At 38.4% G+C, this 18911-nt stretch carries 10 protein-coding genes; 7 read left to right on the plus strand and 3 right to left on the minus strand.

The features are described from left to right. The first annotated feature begins 5 nt into the window (after positions 1 to 5). Together EXE10_RS00065 and EXE10_RS00070 are read left to right on the plus strand one after the other, a co-directional pair. Positions 6 to 1424: a phosphate--AMP phosphotransferase gene (locus tag EXE10_RS00065; RefSeq protein WP_130111938.1), complete on the plus strand. Its 1419-nt coding sequence runs from the start codon at positions 6 to 8 to the stop codon at positions 1422 to 1424. Positions 1425 to 1464: 40 nt separating this feature from the next. Beyond that, positions 1465 to 2343, plus strand: a complete 879-nt coding sequence (locus EXE10_RS00070) for a hypothetical protein (protein WP_130111939.1) — start codon at positions 1465 to 1467, stop codon at positions 2341 to 2343. A gap of 86 nt (positions 2344 to 2429) precedes the next feature. On the opposite strand, the gene EXE10_RS00075 is transcribed toward EXE10_RS00070, so the two are convergent. Next, positions 2430 to 2942, minus strand: a complete 513-nt coding sequence (locus tag EXE10_RS00075) for a hypothetical protein (RefSeq protein WP_130111940.1) — start codon at positions 2940 to 2942, stop codon at positions 2430 to 2432. 195 nt (positions 2943 to 3137) lie between these two features. Here EXE10_RS00075 and EXE10_RS00080 point away from each other — a divergent pair, with 195 nt between their 5' ends. From EXE10_RS00080 to recD, 3 genes are all read left to right on the plus strand, one after another. Continuing rightward, positions 3138 to 6833, plus strand: coding sequence for an exodeoxyribonuclease V subunit gamma (locus EXE10_RS00080; protein ID WP_130111941.1), 3696 nt, complete (start codon positions 3138 to 3140; stop codon positions 6831 to 6833). Between the two features lie 2 nt (positions 6834 to 6835). Then, the gene (locus tag EXE10_RS00085; protein ID WP_130111942.1) at positions 6836 to 10627 is read left to right on the plus strand and encodes a UvrD-helicase domain-containing protein; all 3792 of its coding nucleotides are present in this window, start codon (positions 6836 to 6838) and stop codon (positions 10625 to 10627) included. 123 nt (positions 10628 to 10750) lie between these two features. Then, positions 10751 to 12505: an exodeoxyribonuclease V subunit alpha gene (gene recD / locus EXE10_RS00090; RefSeq protein ID WP_213073839.1), complete on the plus strand. Its 1755-nt coding sequence runs from the start codon at positions 10751 to 10753 to the stop codon at positions 12503 to 12505. 650 nt (positions 12506 to 13155) lie between these two features. Here the strand turns inward: recD and EXE10_RS00095 are convergent. Continuing rightward, positions 13156 to 14454 (minus strand): serine hydrolase domain-containing protein, encoded by a 1299-nt coding sequence (locus EXE10_RS00095; protein ID WP_130111944.1) that lies wholly within the window; start codon positions 14452 to 14454, stop codon positions 13156 to 13158. Between the two features lie 281 nt (positions 14455 to 14735). On the opposite strand from EXE10_RS00095, the gene rpsO reads away from it, so the two are divergent. Both rpsO and pnp read left to right on the plus strand, forming a co-directional pair. Then, a complete protein-coding gene (gene rpsO / locus EXE10_RS00100; RefSeq protein ID WP_004725514.1) occupies positions 14736 to 15005 on the plus strand; it encodes a 30S ribosomal protein S15 in 270 nt (89 codons plus the stop codon). A 289-nt stretch (positions 15006 to 15294) separates the two neighbouring features. Then, positions 15295 to 17382, plus strand: a complete 2088-nt coding sequence (gene pnp, locus EXE10_RS00105; protein ID WP_171405006.1) for a polyribonucleotide nucleotidyltransferase — start codon at positions 15295 to 15297, stop codon at positions 17380 to 17382. A gap of 120 nt (positions 17383 to 17502) precedes the next feature. On the opposite strand, the gene EXE10_RS00110 is transcribed toward pnp, so the two are convergent. After that, the gene (locus EXE10_RS00110) at positions 17503 to 18729 is read right to left on the minus strand and encodes a tetratricopeptide repeat protein (RefSeq protein WP_130111945.1); all 1227 of its coding nucleotides are present in this window, start codon (positions 18727 to 18729) and stop codon (positions 17503 to 17505) included. Between the last annotated feature and the right edge of the window lie 182 nt (positions 18730 to 18911).

The raw sequence follows: 18911 nt of genomic DNA on the forward strand, positions 1-18911 counted from the left end.
AGCAAATGGTTGAAGAACAACTACAATTTTCATTGCGGGATGAAGAAGAACTTTCGGTTGATTTGATTGAAGCACAATACGCACTTAAAAATTCTAAAGGTCAAAACAATGCCAAAAGCATCGTGATCTTGGTCAGTGGTATTGAGCTTGCGGGTAAAGGTGAAGCAGTAAAACAATTACGTGAATGGGTTGATCCACGTTATTTACGTGTTAAAGCTGATCCTGCATATCTATTTAGTGCCAAGCAAACATTTTGGCAGCCCTATGCAAGACATATCCCTGCTGAAGGGCAAATCCAAGTCTTTTTTGGCAACTGGTATAGTGATTTATTATCAACGGCAATGCATGTGTCTAAGCCTTTGGATGAAACGTTATTTGATGCCTATATCGAAAGCATGCGCACATTTGAACAGGATTTAAAAAATAACCATGTGGATGTGATTAAAGTCTGGTTTGATCTGCCGTGGAAAAATTTGCAAAAGCGTCTGGATAATATTGATGCCTCTGAGCAACGTTGGCATAAGTTGATGGGTTTGGATTGGCGCAATAAAAAGCAATATGACACCATACAAAAGCTTCGTCAGCGTTTTACTGATGATTGGTATGTGATTGATTGTGAAGATGAAGAAGTTCGTGATCAACAATTTGCACAATATATTTTGCATGCCTTAAAACAACTACCGAAACATAAAACCACAGTAAGAACTAAGTGGAAGCAAGCCCCTGTTCCTGAAAGTCTGTTGAATCCATCTACTGATGAGATGAAAAATGATGATTATAAGGCTGAGTTAAAGAAATTATCCAAGAAAGTCTCTGATGCCTTGCGTAATGACCCACGTAATATTGTGGTGACGTTTGAAGGTATGGATGCTGCGGGGAAAGGTGGTGCGATCAAGCGGATTGTTAAAAATCTTGATCCTCGTGAATATGAAATTCATACCATTGCCGCACCTGAGCAGTATGAGTTACGTCGTCCGTATTTGTGGCGCTTTTGGACGAAGCTTCAACCTGAGGAAAAGATCAGCATTTTTGACCGCACTTGGTATGGGCGGGTTTTGGTGGAACGGATTGAGGGCTTTGCTAAACCTGCGGAATGGCAACGTGCTTATGATGAAATCAATCGTTTTGAAAAAGATTTAACTGATAATCAAACCGTGATCATTAAGTTTTGGCTGGCGATTAGCAAAGATGAGCAAGAGGCTCGTTTTAAAGCACGTGAAGAAACACCGCATAAGCGTTTTAAAATTACCCCAGATGATTGGCGTAATCGTGGGCATTGGGATGATTATCTCAATGCGGCTGTAGATATGTTTGAGCGGACCAATACTGAGTATGCGCCGTGGCATATTGTTTCAACCAATGATAAGTATTCTGCTCGGATTCAAGTGCTTAAGGCGATATTGAAACAATTGAAAGTGGATTGAAAATTGACAATGATTAATTGATTTAAACGGGAGCGAGGCGATGGGAAATTTAAGCATTATTTTAAATGAGTATAAATTGAAACTCGCCAAGCCTTCAGAAAAATTGTTGAATCAATTGCTACGTAAATTGAGCAGTGATTCTTATTATCCTGATGCTAAAAATATTCAGAAATTACAAGAAATTTCATCGCCTGATATTGATGAGTATCTCATTGATTGCTTGGAATGCTATCAGCAAACTGCGGAAATGTTTCATACAGATAGCCATGATGTTGTGGCTTTAAGAGCTGTTTGGGCAGTCTTGGGATTTTCAGAACAGCACAGCGTAAAGCAATGGTTGGATCGTTTTATTTCACAAAATATTGCGGATCAACCTGTCTATTTATCAATCTTGTATGACATGTTGAAGCTAGCCAATGCACAACATCCTGCCGTACTTCGGATTCAGCAATATTATGCAGAGATTATGCCCCAATTGGTTGGCTATCAAATATTACAGAAGTTACAGATTACGCCACCTGATCTTTTGGATTGGTCAATTTCGCTTGTTTTAACTACCGATGGTAAATGGTCAACGCCTGCTGAGTTAAGTGAGGATGAAAGACAAAAAAGGTTTACTTTTGAGCTTGCATTGAGTTCTCCTCAGGTGATGAATGATACTTATGAGGTTAATTTGGAAAATGCATCATCAAGCCAAAAAAGACGGATGAAAGTCAAAGATAGTCATATTTTTAGTATTGATTTTGATCAACAAACTTTTCCAAAGTTAGACCTTTTAAATCTCAAGAAATTTATTGAGGACATTGAGGCACAATACGGTATTTCGTTTAATTTTGAGCAGATTGCATATTTATCTGTCAGTAAAGGCATACCACGCAAGAAAATAGAGCAATGGATTCAGAATCGTTTTGAATTTTGAGTGAGTTTTCTTTTTAAACTTTATTCTGATCAATTTAGAACATCGGATTATGAGCCCGATGTTCTAAGCGACTTAAAATATTTACATCAAGAATACTTCACCACACTCGCATTCTGTTTCTGCTGAATGCCTTTTGCCAATTTATAACATTCATCCACATGCGCTTCGGCAACTTTCTTCATCACGATATAGCCCAAACTTGCCGCAATGATCGAACCGCCCAAAGGAATGAATTTAGTCACTTGTTTAGTAATGACTTTGGCAGCAACATTATTCAAAGAAGATTTCACCGCAGTACGAGCAACAACTAAACCTGAAAACTCAAAACCACGTTTACGCAATTCATTCCAATGGATTTTTTTAGTCGCAGGGTCATAAACGCTGATCTGATCAGGTGCTAAACCAAAACGTGCATTAATTTCAGGAATCAATTGCGATAAAATTCCCACATCAATCACCACATCAAAAAATGGTACAGGGACAACGGCTGCACCTGCTGAAAAATAAGCACGTTTTTTGACGAGTTCTAAACATTCATTACGAATTTGTTCTAAATTTAAAGTTGGGTCGATTGAATCTGGGATTTTATCAATTTTCATAAAACAATTACCTATTTTTCAAGCGTTTTATATTTCTGTAGACACCAGTTTTTAAGCTCGAAGGTGTGAAGTTATTTCCAAATATAGTGTAAAAATGCCATAGTATGACGCAGTTGTATAGTGGTGAATGTTTATGTTTATGTTTATGTTTTTGTGCATCACCATGCAGAGTAAAATATTGACAGTTGAGGGATTATGGCAATACATGTGATTCAAAGCCAACGCATTGACGTTTTGGTGCAAGGACTTTTGCAAAATACGACACAGCCATCTAAAAATCCTTTTGCTGTCCTGCAAACACAACATTTTATTGTACCGAGCCCTGCTGTTCAGGAATGGCTCAGTCAACGTATCGCTGAACAACAAGGTATTAGTGCCAATAGTCAATTTCACCAACGGATTCGTGGTTTTCAGTGGTTTGCTTATCAACAAGTTTTAGAAGATAAAGATAAAGTTCGTAAAGCCAATATTCCACGTTTGATTATGAAATGGCGCATTTATCAAACCCTGAAAAGCTTTATTGAAAATGATGAAAATAGCCTTGCTGAACATCATCCTTTACATAGCATTATCCAACGTATTTACGATGCTGCTTCACAGCTTGAAAATGGTTTAGACAAACAACTGAAAAAGCAAAGTATGTTGTATTGGGTGTCTGAACAAGTATCAAAGTTATTCAGTAACTACATGATGTATCGTGGCGAATGCCAACGTGCATGTGAAAATGTCTGTACCTGTCCAAGCAATTGGCTTGGGCAATGGGGACGTGGTCAAGAACTCAATTTAGAACAACAATTCTTTAAAACTAATCAAGCGATTTCAGCATTCACTTTAAATCAAGCGCAAGAATTGGAAAGCTGGCAACGATGGTTGTGGCAACAGACATTTCATGATGATTTTGTTGAAATGCAAAGTATTGATGATGATTTTTGGCAGATTTTAGATGATGAGGTTAAACGTCCTTTCGCATTGAAAAAATTGCCAAGTCGTTTAATTGTCTTCACCTTACTCGATTTGCCACCCAGTCAATTGCAGTTTTTAAGACGATTGGGACAATATTTAGATGTCATTATTCTGCATTACAACCCATCGCAAGAATATTGGGCAGACAGTGTCGATCCAAACTGGAAAAAACAATACGATTTGCGTGTTAAAGAACGTTTTATTGCCAAGCATCCCAAAGCGACAGATGAAGATATTCAAAAGTTCTTTGATGAATTTACTTTAAATTTTAATGCTGAAATTCGTGAATCTCGTCATCCATTACTCACTCGTTTTGGTAAACAAGCCCGTGATCATTTCTCGATTCTTTCCAATCTTTCATCAGGTGATGAAGGGCAATGGGTAGATGCCTTTGTTGATGAAGAGCCGAGCAATTTATTGACCAAGTTACAGTCTGATATTCTGTATTTGGTTGAGCCTGAACCGCATGCTTATCCGATTGCTGAGGACGATGATTCGATTCAAATTCATGTCTGTCATTCGTCATTGCGTCAGTTGGAAGTTTTAAAAGATCAATTGATTCATTGGTTAGTACAAGGTACGGCAGAAAATCCACATCGTCCGAGTGATATTCTGGTTTTAGTTCCAGATTTAAAACAAATTGAACCGCTAATTCGTAGTGTATTCCCACATACGCCAAACCAAGATAGTGTCTATCTACCAGTAAAAATTGCAGGGGTGACGCAACTGGATGCCAATAATGCATGGCGTGCAGTGCTTGGGCGTATTCAGTTGGTTGAAGGGCGTTTTAGCGTTGAAGATTTTGCCGATTGGCTGAATTTGAATGCCACGCAAATCCGCTATGAGCTCGATGTTTCCAATACCGAACGCATGATTGATTTATTGATCAGTGCAGGGTTTAAGCGTGGTTTGGATGCACAACATTTACAACGTTCACTCAGTGCTGACGATACTGATTACCGTTTTAGCTTTAAATATGCCTTAGATCGTTTGGCATTGGGTATGGCGGTTCCAGAGCATCAGATTTTTAAACATGCGAATGGCGATACTTTAAGTTATACCCAAGTTTTAGCCAGTGATTTTGAACTCATTGCTAAGTTAATTCAGATTTACCAAGACTTTGACCAGCGCCGTGATTGGATGATTGCGCATGAACTGGGTAAAAATACCCAGCTAAAATGCTATGTCGATGCATGGTTAAAATTGCTGAATCAAGACATCCTTGAATTTGAACAAGCAGGTGTTGAAGCATTAACAGTAGTTAAGAAAATCCTCAAAAAACAGGATACGATGTTATCGCTAGCATACAGAAATAAAGAGGATATTCAAAAATCCAATGAGCTAAAACAGATTAAGTTGCCTTTACCTTATTTACTTAATGAAATTAACAATCTATTAGATGGGCAAATTGATCAAGCTCTACCGACAGGTCAGATCACCTTTAGTCAGATTGGGCAAATTCGACCATTACCCTATAAATTAATGGTGATGATGAATTTAGACGGTGGAAAATTCCCAGATCGGAATGTGCATTTACCCTTTGATTTAATGGAAATTCTAAAACCACAATTGGGTGATCGTTCTCGTTTGGATGACGACCAAGGTGCATTTTTAGATGCTTTGTTATTAGCGCAGGAAAATCTATGGCTATTTTATAATGGCTTTGATGTCAGCGATGGTGAAGTGCGTGATCCATCCAGTGTCTTGCAGGAATTGGTCAATCATATTGCTTTGATTGCACAGTCTACGGGTGCTTTATTCAACTCACCTGATCAGGCAGATCAGATGGTTAATTTGAATGGTATTGAAGTCCCTGAACAAATTCAGTCTTTATACCATATTCATACTTTACAGCCTTTTGATCCGAATGGTTTTGAAGCTACGCAGAATATCCGCTATCAAGATCAATGGTTCGTTGTGGCACAACAGATTCGTCAAGCGGAAAATTTATCGAAACGTACAGCTTGGGCAAATACACCTTATCCAATCGTTCAGGAAGACATGACTGTATTGGATGCAGGGCAATGGATTCAGGATGTAACTTTCCCTGCGCGTTTATATTTAAAAACTTTGGGCGTGGAAAATCTACGTGCAGAAGATATTCCGACATTGAATGAGCCTTTGATTCTCGATGGTTTAGCACGTTATCAAATTCGTGATTTTTTACAGAAAAGCGATACGCAAAACAACGCAACTGATATTGGCTTATTACAAGATCAATTGCCAATGGGTAAGGTTCAGCAGAGTGCATGGCAAATGAGCTTAGCTGAACAAGATAATCTACAAGAACGCTTAAAACGCTATGCACCGGAAGTGACAGCGACCACACAACGGCAATGGCGTATTGAAAAGAATGTGGTCATGAATATCACTGTGCCAAAACAATTCGGTGTGGATTGGGTTAGTTTAGATGCATCCAGTGGTCGTGCCAAACGCCGTGCCAAAGTCTGGCTCGAATATTTGTTGTGGTTGAGTTATTTAAATCTCGCAGGTGAGCAAGCCAAAGATTTACAACGTATTGCGGTGTTTAGTGACGTGACCATTCTCAATACTGGGCTGAGTTCGGAGCAAGCCAAAGCACATCTATTGGCATGGTTCCAAGCCTTTACTTATGGGCAATCTGAACCTTTGGTTTTGCCCGCAGGATTATTATTAAAACTTGCTGAAAATAAAAAGCAACTCGAATGGAGCGAAGAAGAGGGACAAACCCATATTGAAAACTTTGCGGATATTCTGGCGGAATGGAACAAGAGTGATGCATTTCTACCTTATGATTTAACTGAGATGGAATGGAGTCGTCAGCATCGAGATTGGCAGTTTATTTTACAAGAACAGGATGCAACAGCCTTGTTGAAACATGCCTGTGATCAATTTGCCCATGATCTGTATCAACCGATTTATCAGCATCAAACTGTTGCAGAGGAATAATCATGACTGAATCAACTTCTGCCGACAATGTTGTAAATAAACATGTTGCGAATAAAAAGATTTCCATTGAACCGATTGGCGATATGCAATTTTCAGGATTGCATTGGATTGAGGCTTCGGCAGGAACAGGGAAAACCTATACCTTATCCAGTTTAATGGTTCGTATTTTTCTTGAGAAATATTTACCGAGCCAAGTGATTGCGACCACTTTTACCCGTAAAGCTGCGGCAGAATTAAAAAGTCGTATCCGTTTGCGTTTGCAGGAAACATTTCGTTATTTCGAGTCTTGTCGTGAATTGACCGAAGCAGAAGTATTAGCCAAAGCACAACAAGAGACCGATCCCTTATTCGCCAAAGTACTGGTGACTTTTGCAACGCAGATTGCCTATGCTTGTGAGCGTTTAAAATTGGTCATTGACCAACTCGATGAGCTATTCGTCGGGACATTAGACAGTTTTAGTCAGAAGTTATTACGTGAGTTCGCTTTTGAAAGTGGCAAAATTGAACGGGCTGAAATTACTGATGATGCGAAAAGTTATAGTCATCAATTGATTCACGACATATTGCGTGCATGGATTCAAAAGCAACCGCAAGAAATTGTGGATAGCTTGATGTTTGCAGGAGAGTTACGTGGCGTTGATTATTATGTGGCGACGGTTGAGCAAAGTTTAAATTTTGCTTCAGCGCAGTTTATTGAACCACAGTTTTCTAGTGCTGATTCTCAAATATTTCAGCAAGCCATTGAACAACTCGCTCAGATTAAACCAGAGAAACTACAAAGCCTAGAAGCCTATTATTTGTTGGATGGTGAATATTATAAATTCATCAATGGGACGAAATTTAGAAGTGATCGTTTCCATCGAATTTTTGCCAAAAGCTTGCCGCAGATTATTCAAACCGTTCAGAAGAATGATTATAAGCATTATCTAAGCTCAAGCCTTGCCACAGCAAAGACTGATTTTGCTACGCTGATTAAAGTGTTACGTGAGCAACAAATTTTCAAGAAAGCTGCGCCTGAAAAGGTACAAATTGATTTTTATCAACATGCGGTGATTCAACAGCTTTTAAAGATTTATGAAGCCATTGAAACATTTGAAAATCAGTTACTGGGTACCAATACATTTTTAAAATATTATTTGGCACAAGAGGTTAAACAGCGTTTACCACAGGTCTTGCAACAAAAGGGCGAAACCACCTTTGCACAGCAAATTCGCACATTAGCCGAAGCTTTACAAGGAGAGCAAGGACAACGCTTTGCGACTTTTGTACATGCGCGTTATCCCTTGATTCTGGTGGACGAATTCCAAGATACTAACCAAGATCAGGATGATATGTTGGCGCAAATTTGGCGTCATCCAAGCCGAGTGAAAAAAGGCTGTATGATCATGGTCGGTGACCGTAAACAAGCGATTTATGGTTTCCGTGGCGGTGATATGCTGACCTTTTTAAAGGCGCATCAAGACGTTTTTGGCAAAGATGGGCATGAATACAACCTGATTTATAACCATCGTTCAGTTAAACCGTTGGTTGAAGTGGTCGATGCATTATTCCAACAGCAAATGGATTTTGGTGAACAGGTGATCTATACCCCTGTACAAGCAGGTAGTCGTCCGCATCCTGATTTAATTGATCAAGATATTGCCAATCCACAACCGCTACGTTGGTTGAAATTAGAAGATAAAAATCAAGAAGCAGAGCAAGTCGCTTGGAAAATTCGTGATCTGCTCAATCAAGGCATTCAAGGCAATTTATATTTTGTTGAAAAATCAGGGCAGCGAAATATTGATGAAAATGATATTGCCATTTTATCCAAAAACCACGATGGTTTAGACAAAGCGCAATCTGCATTAAATTATTTAGGTATTCGTACCAATCGACCTTCGAAAAAAAGTGTTTTTGAAAGTCAGATTGCTCAAGATGTGGGTGCGGTATTATCGGCAATTCTTTATCCCTACCATGAAGCAAAAATTAAACGGGCTTTACTCAGTCGCTTATTGGATTTTGATTTAAAACAATTGGTTGCATTGGAGCAACATGCGGATGGTTTAAGTCAGTATATTGAGCTATTCGATCAAATCCGTGAGATGTGGCTGAATCAAGGCTTTTTAACCGCTTGGCAATTTGCACTGAATCAATTTTTAGTCTGGACAAAATTAGTCGCTACACAAAGTCGTGACAATGAACGCGTGGTGGTGAATTTACGTCATTTAACCGAATTGCTCAGTCAGCACAGTGAAGAATATCAAGGTGCGCAAAATCTGTATCATTGGTATTTAAAACAGCTCACGTCACCCATGGAACGTGAATGGGAAATGGAACGTAAACTGTCGAATGAGGCAGGCGTTCAGCTGATGACTATTCATCAATCGAAAGGTTTAGAATTTAAATTTGTCTTCCTTTTAGGTGCGGATAAAGATTTTAAAGAAATCAATAAAACCCTCAATTTTTCCACCATTGAACAGGTCAATACTCAAGGGAAAGTAGAACAGCAACGTGTGGTTGCGGTCAATGATAGCTCTATTCTCGATCCTAAAGATATTGAACAACACAATGAGCGAGCGTTGGCAGAGCACCATCGCCTATGGTATGTGGCGTTAACCCGTGCCAGTTATCGTGTCTATGCCATGCTCAGTGATGTGAAGGAAAAATCGACGACAGGTTTGGCTTTTTGGCGAGGGCAGGGTGCGAATACCTTTAGCCATATTGGCAGTACAGTAGAACCCTTACTGACACAATGTCCGCCACGATTAGAAAAAGCCAAAGCGGAAGCAAACACTCCTTTGACGGCTGAGATCTTTCCCAAACAGCGTTTTTATCCACGTGGTAAAACCAGTTTTAGTGCTTTGGCACAGCATTTGACTCGACAACAAATCCAAGATGCATTGGCTGTTTCTGAACAAAAGGCTGAAAGTGCTGAAGATGAAATTCAGCAAGAAGTCATTGAAATAGATCATCAAATCGCAACACAACCGATTGCATGGATTAAAGCCAATTTTCCGATGGGAACAGTCGCAGGGAATTTCTTACATGAAATTTTTGAACATATCGATTTTAAAGATCAGCAATATTGGCATTTAGAAATTCACCGTCGTTTTAAAAATGATTATGCGAGTTTAAGAACCGAACTGCTTGAGAAATATCAGGCAGCATTTATTAATGATCAGCAAGAAACGGAATCATCCGAAATTCCACCTGCTGAAGAAACTGTTTTAGGTTGGATGGCGGAATGGCTGAAAGATGTTTTATCTACGCCCATCCTCAATGGTTTTAATTTAGGTCAACTGGAACCACATGAGCATTTAGCCGAATTTCCTTTCTATTTGTCCTTATCTGATCGTGTACTCGCTATTAAACGGATTCATCAATTGTTCGATGAACATGGTATTACCATGCCAGAGTTTAAAGATGCCAACTCAGCACGTTATTTAAATGGTTCGATTGACTTGGTATTTTTTGATGGGCAGAAATATCATATTGCCGATTATAAAAGTAACTTCTTGGGTGTCGATCAACAGAGCTATTGTTCCGAAGCGGTACAGGAAAGTATGTCGCATGCCAGTTATTGGTTACAAGCTTCTTTATATTTAGTTGCCTTGCATCGTTATTTAAACGTGCAACTTGAGGACTATCAAATTGACCGTGATTTGGGGGGCGCAACCTATTTATATTTGCGCGGTATGAATGGGCAGTCTGAACAGGGCTATCACTATTGGCGACCAAGTACAGAATTTATCCTCAGATTAGATGCGATTCTCGGTTATTTTACTGAGGGTAATTTGGCGGAAAGTGCGTAATTTTTCATTTAAAATTTTGAATAAACAGATACTTATCCTTGTTTTAAGGGTGTGAATGAAGTTGTGGATGCTTTTGTGGATAAGTATGTTGAAAACCTTGTAGATAACTCTGAGGATAACTGTGTGGAAAATAAACAAGATTTAGCAAGTCAAGTCCCGCAATGGATAGAGACATGGAGTAAATACGTTTTAACACAGTATTCCACAGCCTCTCATATGCATGAAGATGCATATGCACAAGCACTTGAATTGGTAAAAGAGATTTTGTCGGCAACGACTCAAGGGGATAGTTGTATTGCCAAACAAGGTAAAAATACAGCGATATTGGCGACCTTAATTGCAAATGACCAAGTGGCACAGACTGAAGTCGCACCTTTTGTGCAAGATGATGAATTTGTTTATTTATATCGTTATTGGCAGTTGGAACAGCGTTTGGCAACCCAAGTTCTACGTTTAAAACAACAAGCGGTTCAACAAGTAGATGTATCCGCGTATGATGATTTATTGAGTGATGAACATCAGAAAAAGGCTTTGGTCAGTGCTGCCAAAAATGCATTCAATATCATTACTGGCGGACCTGGCACAGGTAAAACTTATACCTTAGCGCGGATTATCGCAGTGCTTCATCAAGCCATTCCAGATATTCGTATTGCCATGGCAGCACCGACAGGGAAAGCTGCACAACGAATGGGTGAGGCACTACAAAATTCACTATCTGACCCTAAACTACACAGCTTTGGACTAGATCAAAACTTATTTAATCCGATGACTTTGCATCGTTTATTAGGATTAGGTAATCAACATGTACCTCGTTTTAATTTGCGTCAGCCTTTGCCTTATGATGTGATCGTGGTCGATGAAGCGTCCATGTTGGATTTGAATTTAGCCACTATACTGTTTGAAGCTGTGCCTGAACATTGTCGCTTGATTTTATTGGGCGATGCCAATCAGCTTGCTTCTGTAGATGTTGGTTCGGTATTGGCAGACTTACAACATGTTGAATTGCTAAAAGAAAATAGAGTTAATCTGCTCACGACACGACGTTTTAGTGATGATGCTTTAATTGGGAAAATGGCACGCTTTATTCAACAACAAAAACATCAGCAATTGAATGAGGAGCAGATCCTCCAAGATTTTGAAAATGAAGTTGTTCAAGCCACAGAAATTCAAAATATTGTTTTACAAAATGACGTGCAAGATGTCATTCAACTTGAATATTTACCTGAAAAAATTACATCAGCAGAACTCGAAAGTTATAATCAAAAGTTGAGCTTTGGCTTTCAACCATATTTTGAAACGCTCAAAAATTATTTATCCAAAGATGAAAACAGTGATGAGGATATAGAAGAAGTTGTTAAAGCATTTGATTTGTATCGCATCTTAACGGCAGTACGTCATGGCACTTTGGGCTTGGAACAACTTAATAGAGAAATGGAGAAAGCATTATTTGCATCTTTACCAACATTATCTAGGCAAGGGGATTGGTATGTCGGGCGTCCTGTGATGATGACTTATAATGATTATCAACTCGGATTGTCCAATGGTGATATTGGGATTTGTTTTAGGCATCGTCAGCAAGCCGATCAATTTGAAGTCTATTTTCCAAGTTTGAACAAATGGTTGCCTGCAACACGATTACCAAAGTCGATGCAAACTGCTTTTGTATTAACAATTCATAAATCTCAAGGCTCAGAGTTTACTCATACAGCAGTGGTTTTGGATGCTGCTGCGACACGATTGTTGAGTCAAGAATTGATTTATACAGCGATTACCCGTGCCAAGAAAGTGGTGAGTCTTTTGGTTGATCAACAAGCTTTTGTTCAATCTTTGATGATTTCAACGCGTAGAATGAGTGGGTTGGTTAGTAAGATTAAATGAATATAGTTATTTTGTAGTATATTTAAATAATTTAACTTTGTACGAAATGGCTTACATGAATTCGAGAGATTTGCGCATAGAGCTTCATGTCACTTTTTGAGATGATGAACCCATAAAGAGCTCAGCAAGGATCGTTGAGTAAAATCGCACAATAAGAATAATTTGAAGTCGAGAGACTGCGAACTTACATGTAAGTAAGTGATAAAGAGGAAACTTACAGCCGCTAAGCCTTGTAGTTTTGGGAGAGACTACAAGGCTTTTTTATTGAATAGATATTAAAAACCGTATTTTGATATCTTCATTAAATTTTTTAAATGTATTCAATATATTTTTTACAGGAAACGATGATTTGTATTTTTGTAAGATATTTCTCACACGGATAGAAGATAATGCGACTTATGTCTGGAAAAATCATGGTGCATAATAGGTCACATATGGACATAATTGGTCACAAGGTCGTGAAAATATTGTCAGTATATAAGAACAATAAGTGTCAAAGCACGAGTGAGTACAATAAATAAGATAACGATAATTATTAAATAAGAAACTACAGCGCAATGGAAAAGCCCTAAGAGTAATCTTAGGGCTTTTTTATAAGATAAACTAAAAAGTATAATAAAAAGAAGGATTATGATCAGGCTAAAGCTTATTTAAACTAAATCTGTTTCAGTACGATCAGTTCCAAACAATGCACGACGCTGTTCTTTTGGAATTTTCGGACAATTCTTAGAGATTTGGTAAAGTGTCTGCGCTAAAGCAGGAATGTGGGTTCCTACTACAGATTTTCCTGTATTTAAAATACTGACACTAATATCACGCTCAGGATCAGCCCAACATAGAATGTTGGAAAAACCTAAGTGACCAAATGCTTGTCCAGTCATAGGACCAAATACGCCTACAGGATTACTACCCAGCATTGGGCCAAGTGCATAACGCATGGGTGCAATGAGAGTGCGGTCTATCGTTGTAGTCGATGTCGGAAGTGTCGCTCTGAACACCGTTTCAGGGCTCATGATTTGTTTGCCTTTATATTGTCCACCATTTAACAGCATTTCAAAAAAACGATTGGCTTGTTCGGCACTGGTATAAATATTACCTGCTGGACAAACACTGCCCATGAATCGAGGATCGTTGGTGACATCGACAGCAAGTTGCAAGCCACCACCAAGCACATGATTTAAATATAAATCTGTACCTAATTTAGGATGTACTCCTGTAGGGTAATTTAAGGCAACATGATCTCGAAATTCAGGTTTTAAGCCATAGTTGAAAAACTCCATCTCCATCGGCTTTTCAATTTGTTCATGCAAAAACTGGCGAATATCTTGTCCAGTCACACGCTCAATCAATTCACCTAAGATATAACCTGCGGTCACAGCGTGATAGGCGAGGTGTGCTCCAGCAGGTGAAATCGGTTTAGAAGCATAGAGTTGTTGTAAAATCTGTTCTTTATCAAATAATAGCTCAGGTGTGACTTCTGTTTCTACGCGAGGGATTCCACCACGATGTGAGAGCAAATGGAAAATGGTGGCACGTTGTTTACCATTTTGGGCATATTCAGGAATGTAATAACTGATCGGATCAAGTAGATTAATTTCACCTGTTTCATCTAACATGTGAATCAGCATCGCTGTGATCATTTTCGAGGCCGAAAATAAGCAAATCGGTGTATCAGGATTGGCAATTACGGCATTTTGTTCAAGTCCATTGGCTGAATTTCCTGAAGTATAGCCTAAACTACGATTCAGTATAATTTCACCTTTACGACGAAGGCAGACACTGATCAGAGGATGATTCCCTGTTCGGTATAAGCCTTCAATACTGCCCCATATTTTTTGAACTTGCTGTTCAGTCATCCCGCCTTGTTCAGGCAATACTTCATTTTTACTCTGTGTAATGCTGTTTAAGTCTTTAGGTACATAACAGGTATTGGTTGAAAATAGTTTCACATTCTTTTCCGTGATTATTTTTATTCAGGTTTACAGTTTGAACTGAGTAAATAAATAAGTCAGTGTCCTAAATGCCTCGAAGTTTGTAAAAAAAATGCAATATTTCATTTTTTATTTTGAAGCCATTTTTAGAAGCGAGAATATGTACGATATTTTTGCAATCTCATTATACTTCCTTTAAAATAGTCGACTGCTGTAGTGATGCACGGCAGTTAAATTGATTTTGAAGAATCAATTTGATTTGTATCAAGTATTTAAATTAAGCATCTCGGAGAAATCGAATGGCTTTAACAAACGCAGATCGCGCAGAGATCGTTGCAAAATTCGCTCGTGCTGAAAATGACACTGGTTCACCTGAAGTACAAGTTGCTTTATTGACTGCTCAAATCAATGATTTGCAAGGTCACTTTAAAGAACACAAACACGACCACCATAGCCGTCGTGGTTTGATCCGTATGGTTAACCAACGTCGTAAGCTTCTTGACTACCTTAAAGGTAAAGATGCTACTCGTTATAGCGATTTGATTGCTGCTTTAGGTTTACGTCGTTAATTCGATTTAAACTTTTATTTTCGGATTATTGCATGATCAATGCTGTAGTGATGAAAACTAAAGTCTGTCCAGCATTTGCTGGATAAAGAGAAGGGGCGAATATTCGCTCCTTCTTCGTGTTTAAAATTAGTGTAAATAAAGATTAATTTGAATTTATTCTCTAGTGAGGTCGGCTTCTAAGCTTTGTCATTTATGCTTTTTATTCGTTCAGAATGATGTGAATGCCAAACCTTAGGGGTCTCCACTAGAATAACTGTTCAAAAGAACTAGGAAATAAAATTACATGTCAATGTTTAATGTGATTCGTAAAGAATTTCAATATGGTCAACATCAAGTTGTACTCGAAACAGGTCGCGTTGCTCGTCAAGCAAACACTGTAGTGATCACAATGGGCGGTGTAACAGTTTTAGTTGCTGTTGTTGCTCAACCAACTGCAAAAGCGGGTCAAGATTTCTTCCCACTTACAGTTAACTATCAAGAAAAACAATATGCTGCGGGTCGTATCCCAGGTGGTTATGGCAAACGTGAAGGTCGTGCTTCAGAGTCTGAAACTTTGATTTCACGCTTGATCGACCGTCCAATTCGTCCATTGTTCCCAGAAGGTTACTATAACGAAATCCAAGTGACTGCAACTGTTGTGTCTTCTGACAAAACTATGGAAGCTGATATTGCTGCAATGTTGGGTACTTCTGCTGCACTTGCGATTGCAGGGACTCCGTTCCGTGGTCCAATCGGTGGCGCGCGTGTGGGTTTAATCAACGGTGAATATGTTCTTAACCCGAACTTAGAACAATTGGCTCAATCTGATCTTGACCTTGTTGTTGCTGGTACAGAATCTGCTGTACTTATGGTTGAATCTGAAGCGAAAGAACTTTCAGAAGATCAAATGTTAGGCGCTGTGCTTTTCGGTCATGACGAAATGCAAATTGCGATCCAAGCAATTAAAGAATTTGCAGCAGCTGCCGGTGCAACAGAGTCTACCTGGACTGCGCCTGCGAAAAACGAAGATCTTCGTGCAAAATTAAAAGAAACATTTGAAGCTAAAATTTCTGAAGCTTATACGATTGCAGTTAAACAAGATCGTTATGCAGCTCTAGATGCGTTGGAAGCAGAAGCAAAAGCTCAATTTATCCCTGAAGAAGACGTTGATGGCATCGCTGATGACCTCAACGAATTATTCGAAGATCTTAAATACCGCACCGTACGTGACAACATCCTTTCAGGTAAACCACGTATTGATGGTCGTGATACTAAAACTGTTCGTGCATTAGACGTACAAGTGGGTGTATTAGACCGTGCTCACGGTTCTGCATTGTTCACACGTGGTGAAACTCAGGCTTTAGTTACAACGACACTGGGTAATACTCGTGATGCGTTGATGGTTGATACTTTAGCGGGTACTAAAACTGACAACTTCATGTTGCACTACAACTTCCCTGCATATTCTGTAGGTGAAACTGGTCGTGAATCAGGTCCTAAACGTCGTGAAATCGGTCATGGTCGTTTGGCACGCCGTGGTGTTCAAGCTGTTCTTCCTGCAGCTGATCGCTTCCCGTATGTCATCCGTATCGTATCAGACATTACTGAATCTAATGGTTCATCTTCAATGGCTTCTGTATGTGGTGCATCATTGTCACTTATGGATGCAGGTGTTCCACTTAAAGCGCCAGTTGCAGGTATTGCAATGGGTCTAGTAAAAGAAGGTGAGCGTTTCGCAGTACTTTCTGACATCTTAGGTGATGAAGATCACTTAGGTGATATGGACTTTAAAGTAGCGGGTTCTGCAAACGGTATTACTGCGCTTCAAATGGATATCAAAATCGAAGGTATCACTGAAGAAATTATGGAAGTTGCATTGAACCAAGCTTATGCAGGTCGTATGCACATTCTGAATGCAATGAACCAAGTAATTTCACGTGCTCGTCCTGAAATTTCAATGTTCGCACCGACATTCCAAGTGATCAACATCAACCCTGATAAGATCCGTGATGTCATCGGTAAAGGTGGTGCGACGATTCGTGCAATCACTGAAGAAACTAAAGCTGCGATCGACATCGAAGACAACGGTACAGTACGTGTATTTGGTGAATCTAAAGCTGCTGCTCAAGCTGCGATTGCAAAAATCCAAGCTCTTACTGCTGAAGTTGAACCTGGTACAATTTACCAAGGTAAAGTCATTCGTATCGTTGAATTCGGTGCGTTTGTAAACATCATGCCGGGCACAGATGGTTTACTTCACATTTCTCAAATTTCAAACGAACGTGTTGCAAATGTAACTGACGTATTAGCTGAAGGGCAAGAAGTGAAAGTACAGGTTGCAGATGTTGATAACCGTGGTCGTATTAAACTTACGATGAAAGACATCGACCAAGCGTAATAGACGCAAGATTTATTTTTTCTAAAAGAGCCTGCTAAATGCAGGCTTTTTTTATGGCATGTTGAAAATAAGGAAGATTAAAAATAACGGTTAAACGCTGTGAATATACAAAAGCATTGGTTAAATAACTTGAACTGACCAATCCTTGCTATTTAATTTTTCTAGATAAGGAATAGGGACTACAAAAGTAAACTTATTGGCTTTAACTGTTGAAGTGTATTTACAAATCACATGATTTTCTTTATCTACGATTGTCCAAGAAAATTTTTCACCATTTTTTTTGTTTGAGGGGATCGAAAATTCTGAAGTTGTATCCCAACCAACATGAAAGTTGGGTCTATTTTCATGTCCATTTTCTTGTTGAGGATGGTTTGGGAATTTAACTGTATTTTCATAATTAAACTGGCTGTCGTGGTGTAAAACACTGCTTTTAATTTGTTTCCATATCACATCTCTTAGAAAATGTTGATCCTGCCCAAAATATAGTTTTGACTGACATATTTTATTATATTTAAGGATTTGGCTTTTTATATCTTTGATAATTCCTGTCACTCCGCCCCACATACCTGCCAAAATGATATCTGTATGTGTATATCCATCACGCATGATATGAAATGCTTTATCACTTTCGAGCCATTCATTTACAGCATATTGTTCTCTAGTCGATACAATAGAATCTGCATCACGGATTATAAATCTATCAATATTTTCATCATCAATAACTAAAAAGCGCCACATCGTGCCGTGGATCATTTTTTTAACTTCATCAGATACGAAGTGTAACTCAGCACCATTTGCAACTAATCTATCTAATACTTCTTGGGGGACGCTACGATCGACGTAAAATCGGCATGTCCAATTTGGATATAAATTTTTCGCCTCTATTGTATTTAAAATGGCTGTTTCGCAATATCTTGGTGAATCGCCATAGATTGAAAAACTAATGATATTTTTAGTTTTATCATTACCTATAGGTTTTGGTTTAGTGTGTATTTCCAAAAAATCTTGAGTATCATTTAAAGATAAAAGTTGATTACCAACTTTTAAAAAGTTTTCAAAATCATTCAACAAATAATATATGGATGATAATTTACCTAAGAGATATAAAGTCTCACCATTCGCTTTAATCGATTTTAAAATATATTCTTTTGCGAGTGCATATTCTTTTATTTCAAAATAACAATCTGAAATTTCAAGATTTATATCTTTTGAAGAGTAAAAAGTATTCGGTTTTTTTAAAAGTTCTATTGCTTCGTTATATCTTCCATTAAGTTTAAGGTCTTTTATTTTTTCACCTACATTTACGTTTGAAAATAATGGTGAGTTAAATTTAGTTGTCTTTTTCATTATATAAATCTTTTATTTGAGGTCTTGGTATAACACGTTAAGTTAATCTGTTTTGAGCTCGATTTCAATTAGAGTGTATTTTGTCTCTTTCATAAATCAAAAAAAAGATCACTTAATTTATTGTTTTTAAATTAGATTATTTTTCATATTTCATGAGTGCTTTATAGGTGAAATATGTAGAT

This window comes from Acinetobacter sp. WCHAc060033 (assembly GCF_004209125.1).
GTDB classification, from domain to species: domain Bacteria; phylum Pseudomonadota; class Gammaproteobacteria; order Pseudomonadales; family Moraxellaceae; genus Acinetobacter; species Acinetobacter wuhouensis.

Excerpts from the sequence above, each read along its gene's own strand:
- EXE10_RS00075 (WP_130111940.1), bottom strand. The coding sequence starts at position 2,942 with ATGAAAATTGATAAAATCCCAGATTCAATCGACCCAACTTTAAATTTA.
- EXE10_RS00070 (WP_130111939.1), top strand. The coding sequence starts at position 1,465 with ATGGGAAATTTAAGCATTATTTTAAATGAGTATAAATTGAAACTCGCC.
- EXE10_RS00080 (WP_130111941.1), top strand. The coding sequence starts at position 3,138 with ATGGCAATACATGTGATTCAAAGCCAACGCATTGACGTTTTGGTGCAA.
- EXE10_RS00110 (WP_130111945.1), bottom strand. The coding sequence starts at position 18,729 with ATGAAAAAGACAACTAAATTTAACTCACCATTATTTTCAAACGTAAAT.
- EXE10_RS00085 (WP_130111942.1), top strand. The coding sequence starts at position 6,836 with ATGACTGAATCAACTTCTGCCGACAATGTTGTAAATAAACATGTTGCG.
- pnp (WP_171405006.1), top strand. The coding sequence starts at position 15,295 with ATGTTTAATGTGATTCGTAAAGAATTTCAATATGGTCAACATCAAGTT.
- rpsO (WP_004725514.1), top strand. The coding sequence starts at position 14,736 with ATGGCTTTAACAAACGCAGATCGCGCAGAGATCGTTGCAAAATTCGCT.
- EXE10_RS00065 (WP_130111938.1), top strand. The coding sequence starts at position 6 with ATGGTTGAAGAACAACTACAATTTTCATTGCGGGATGAAGAAGAACTT.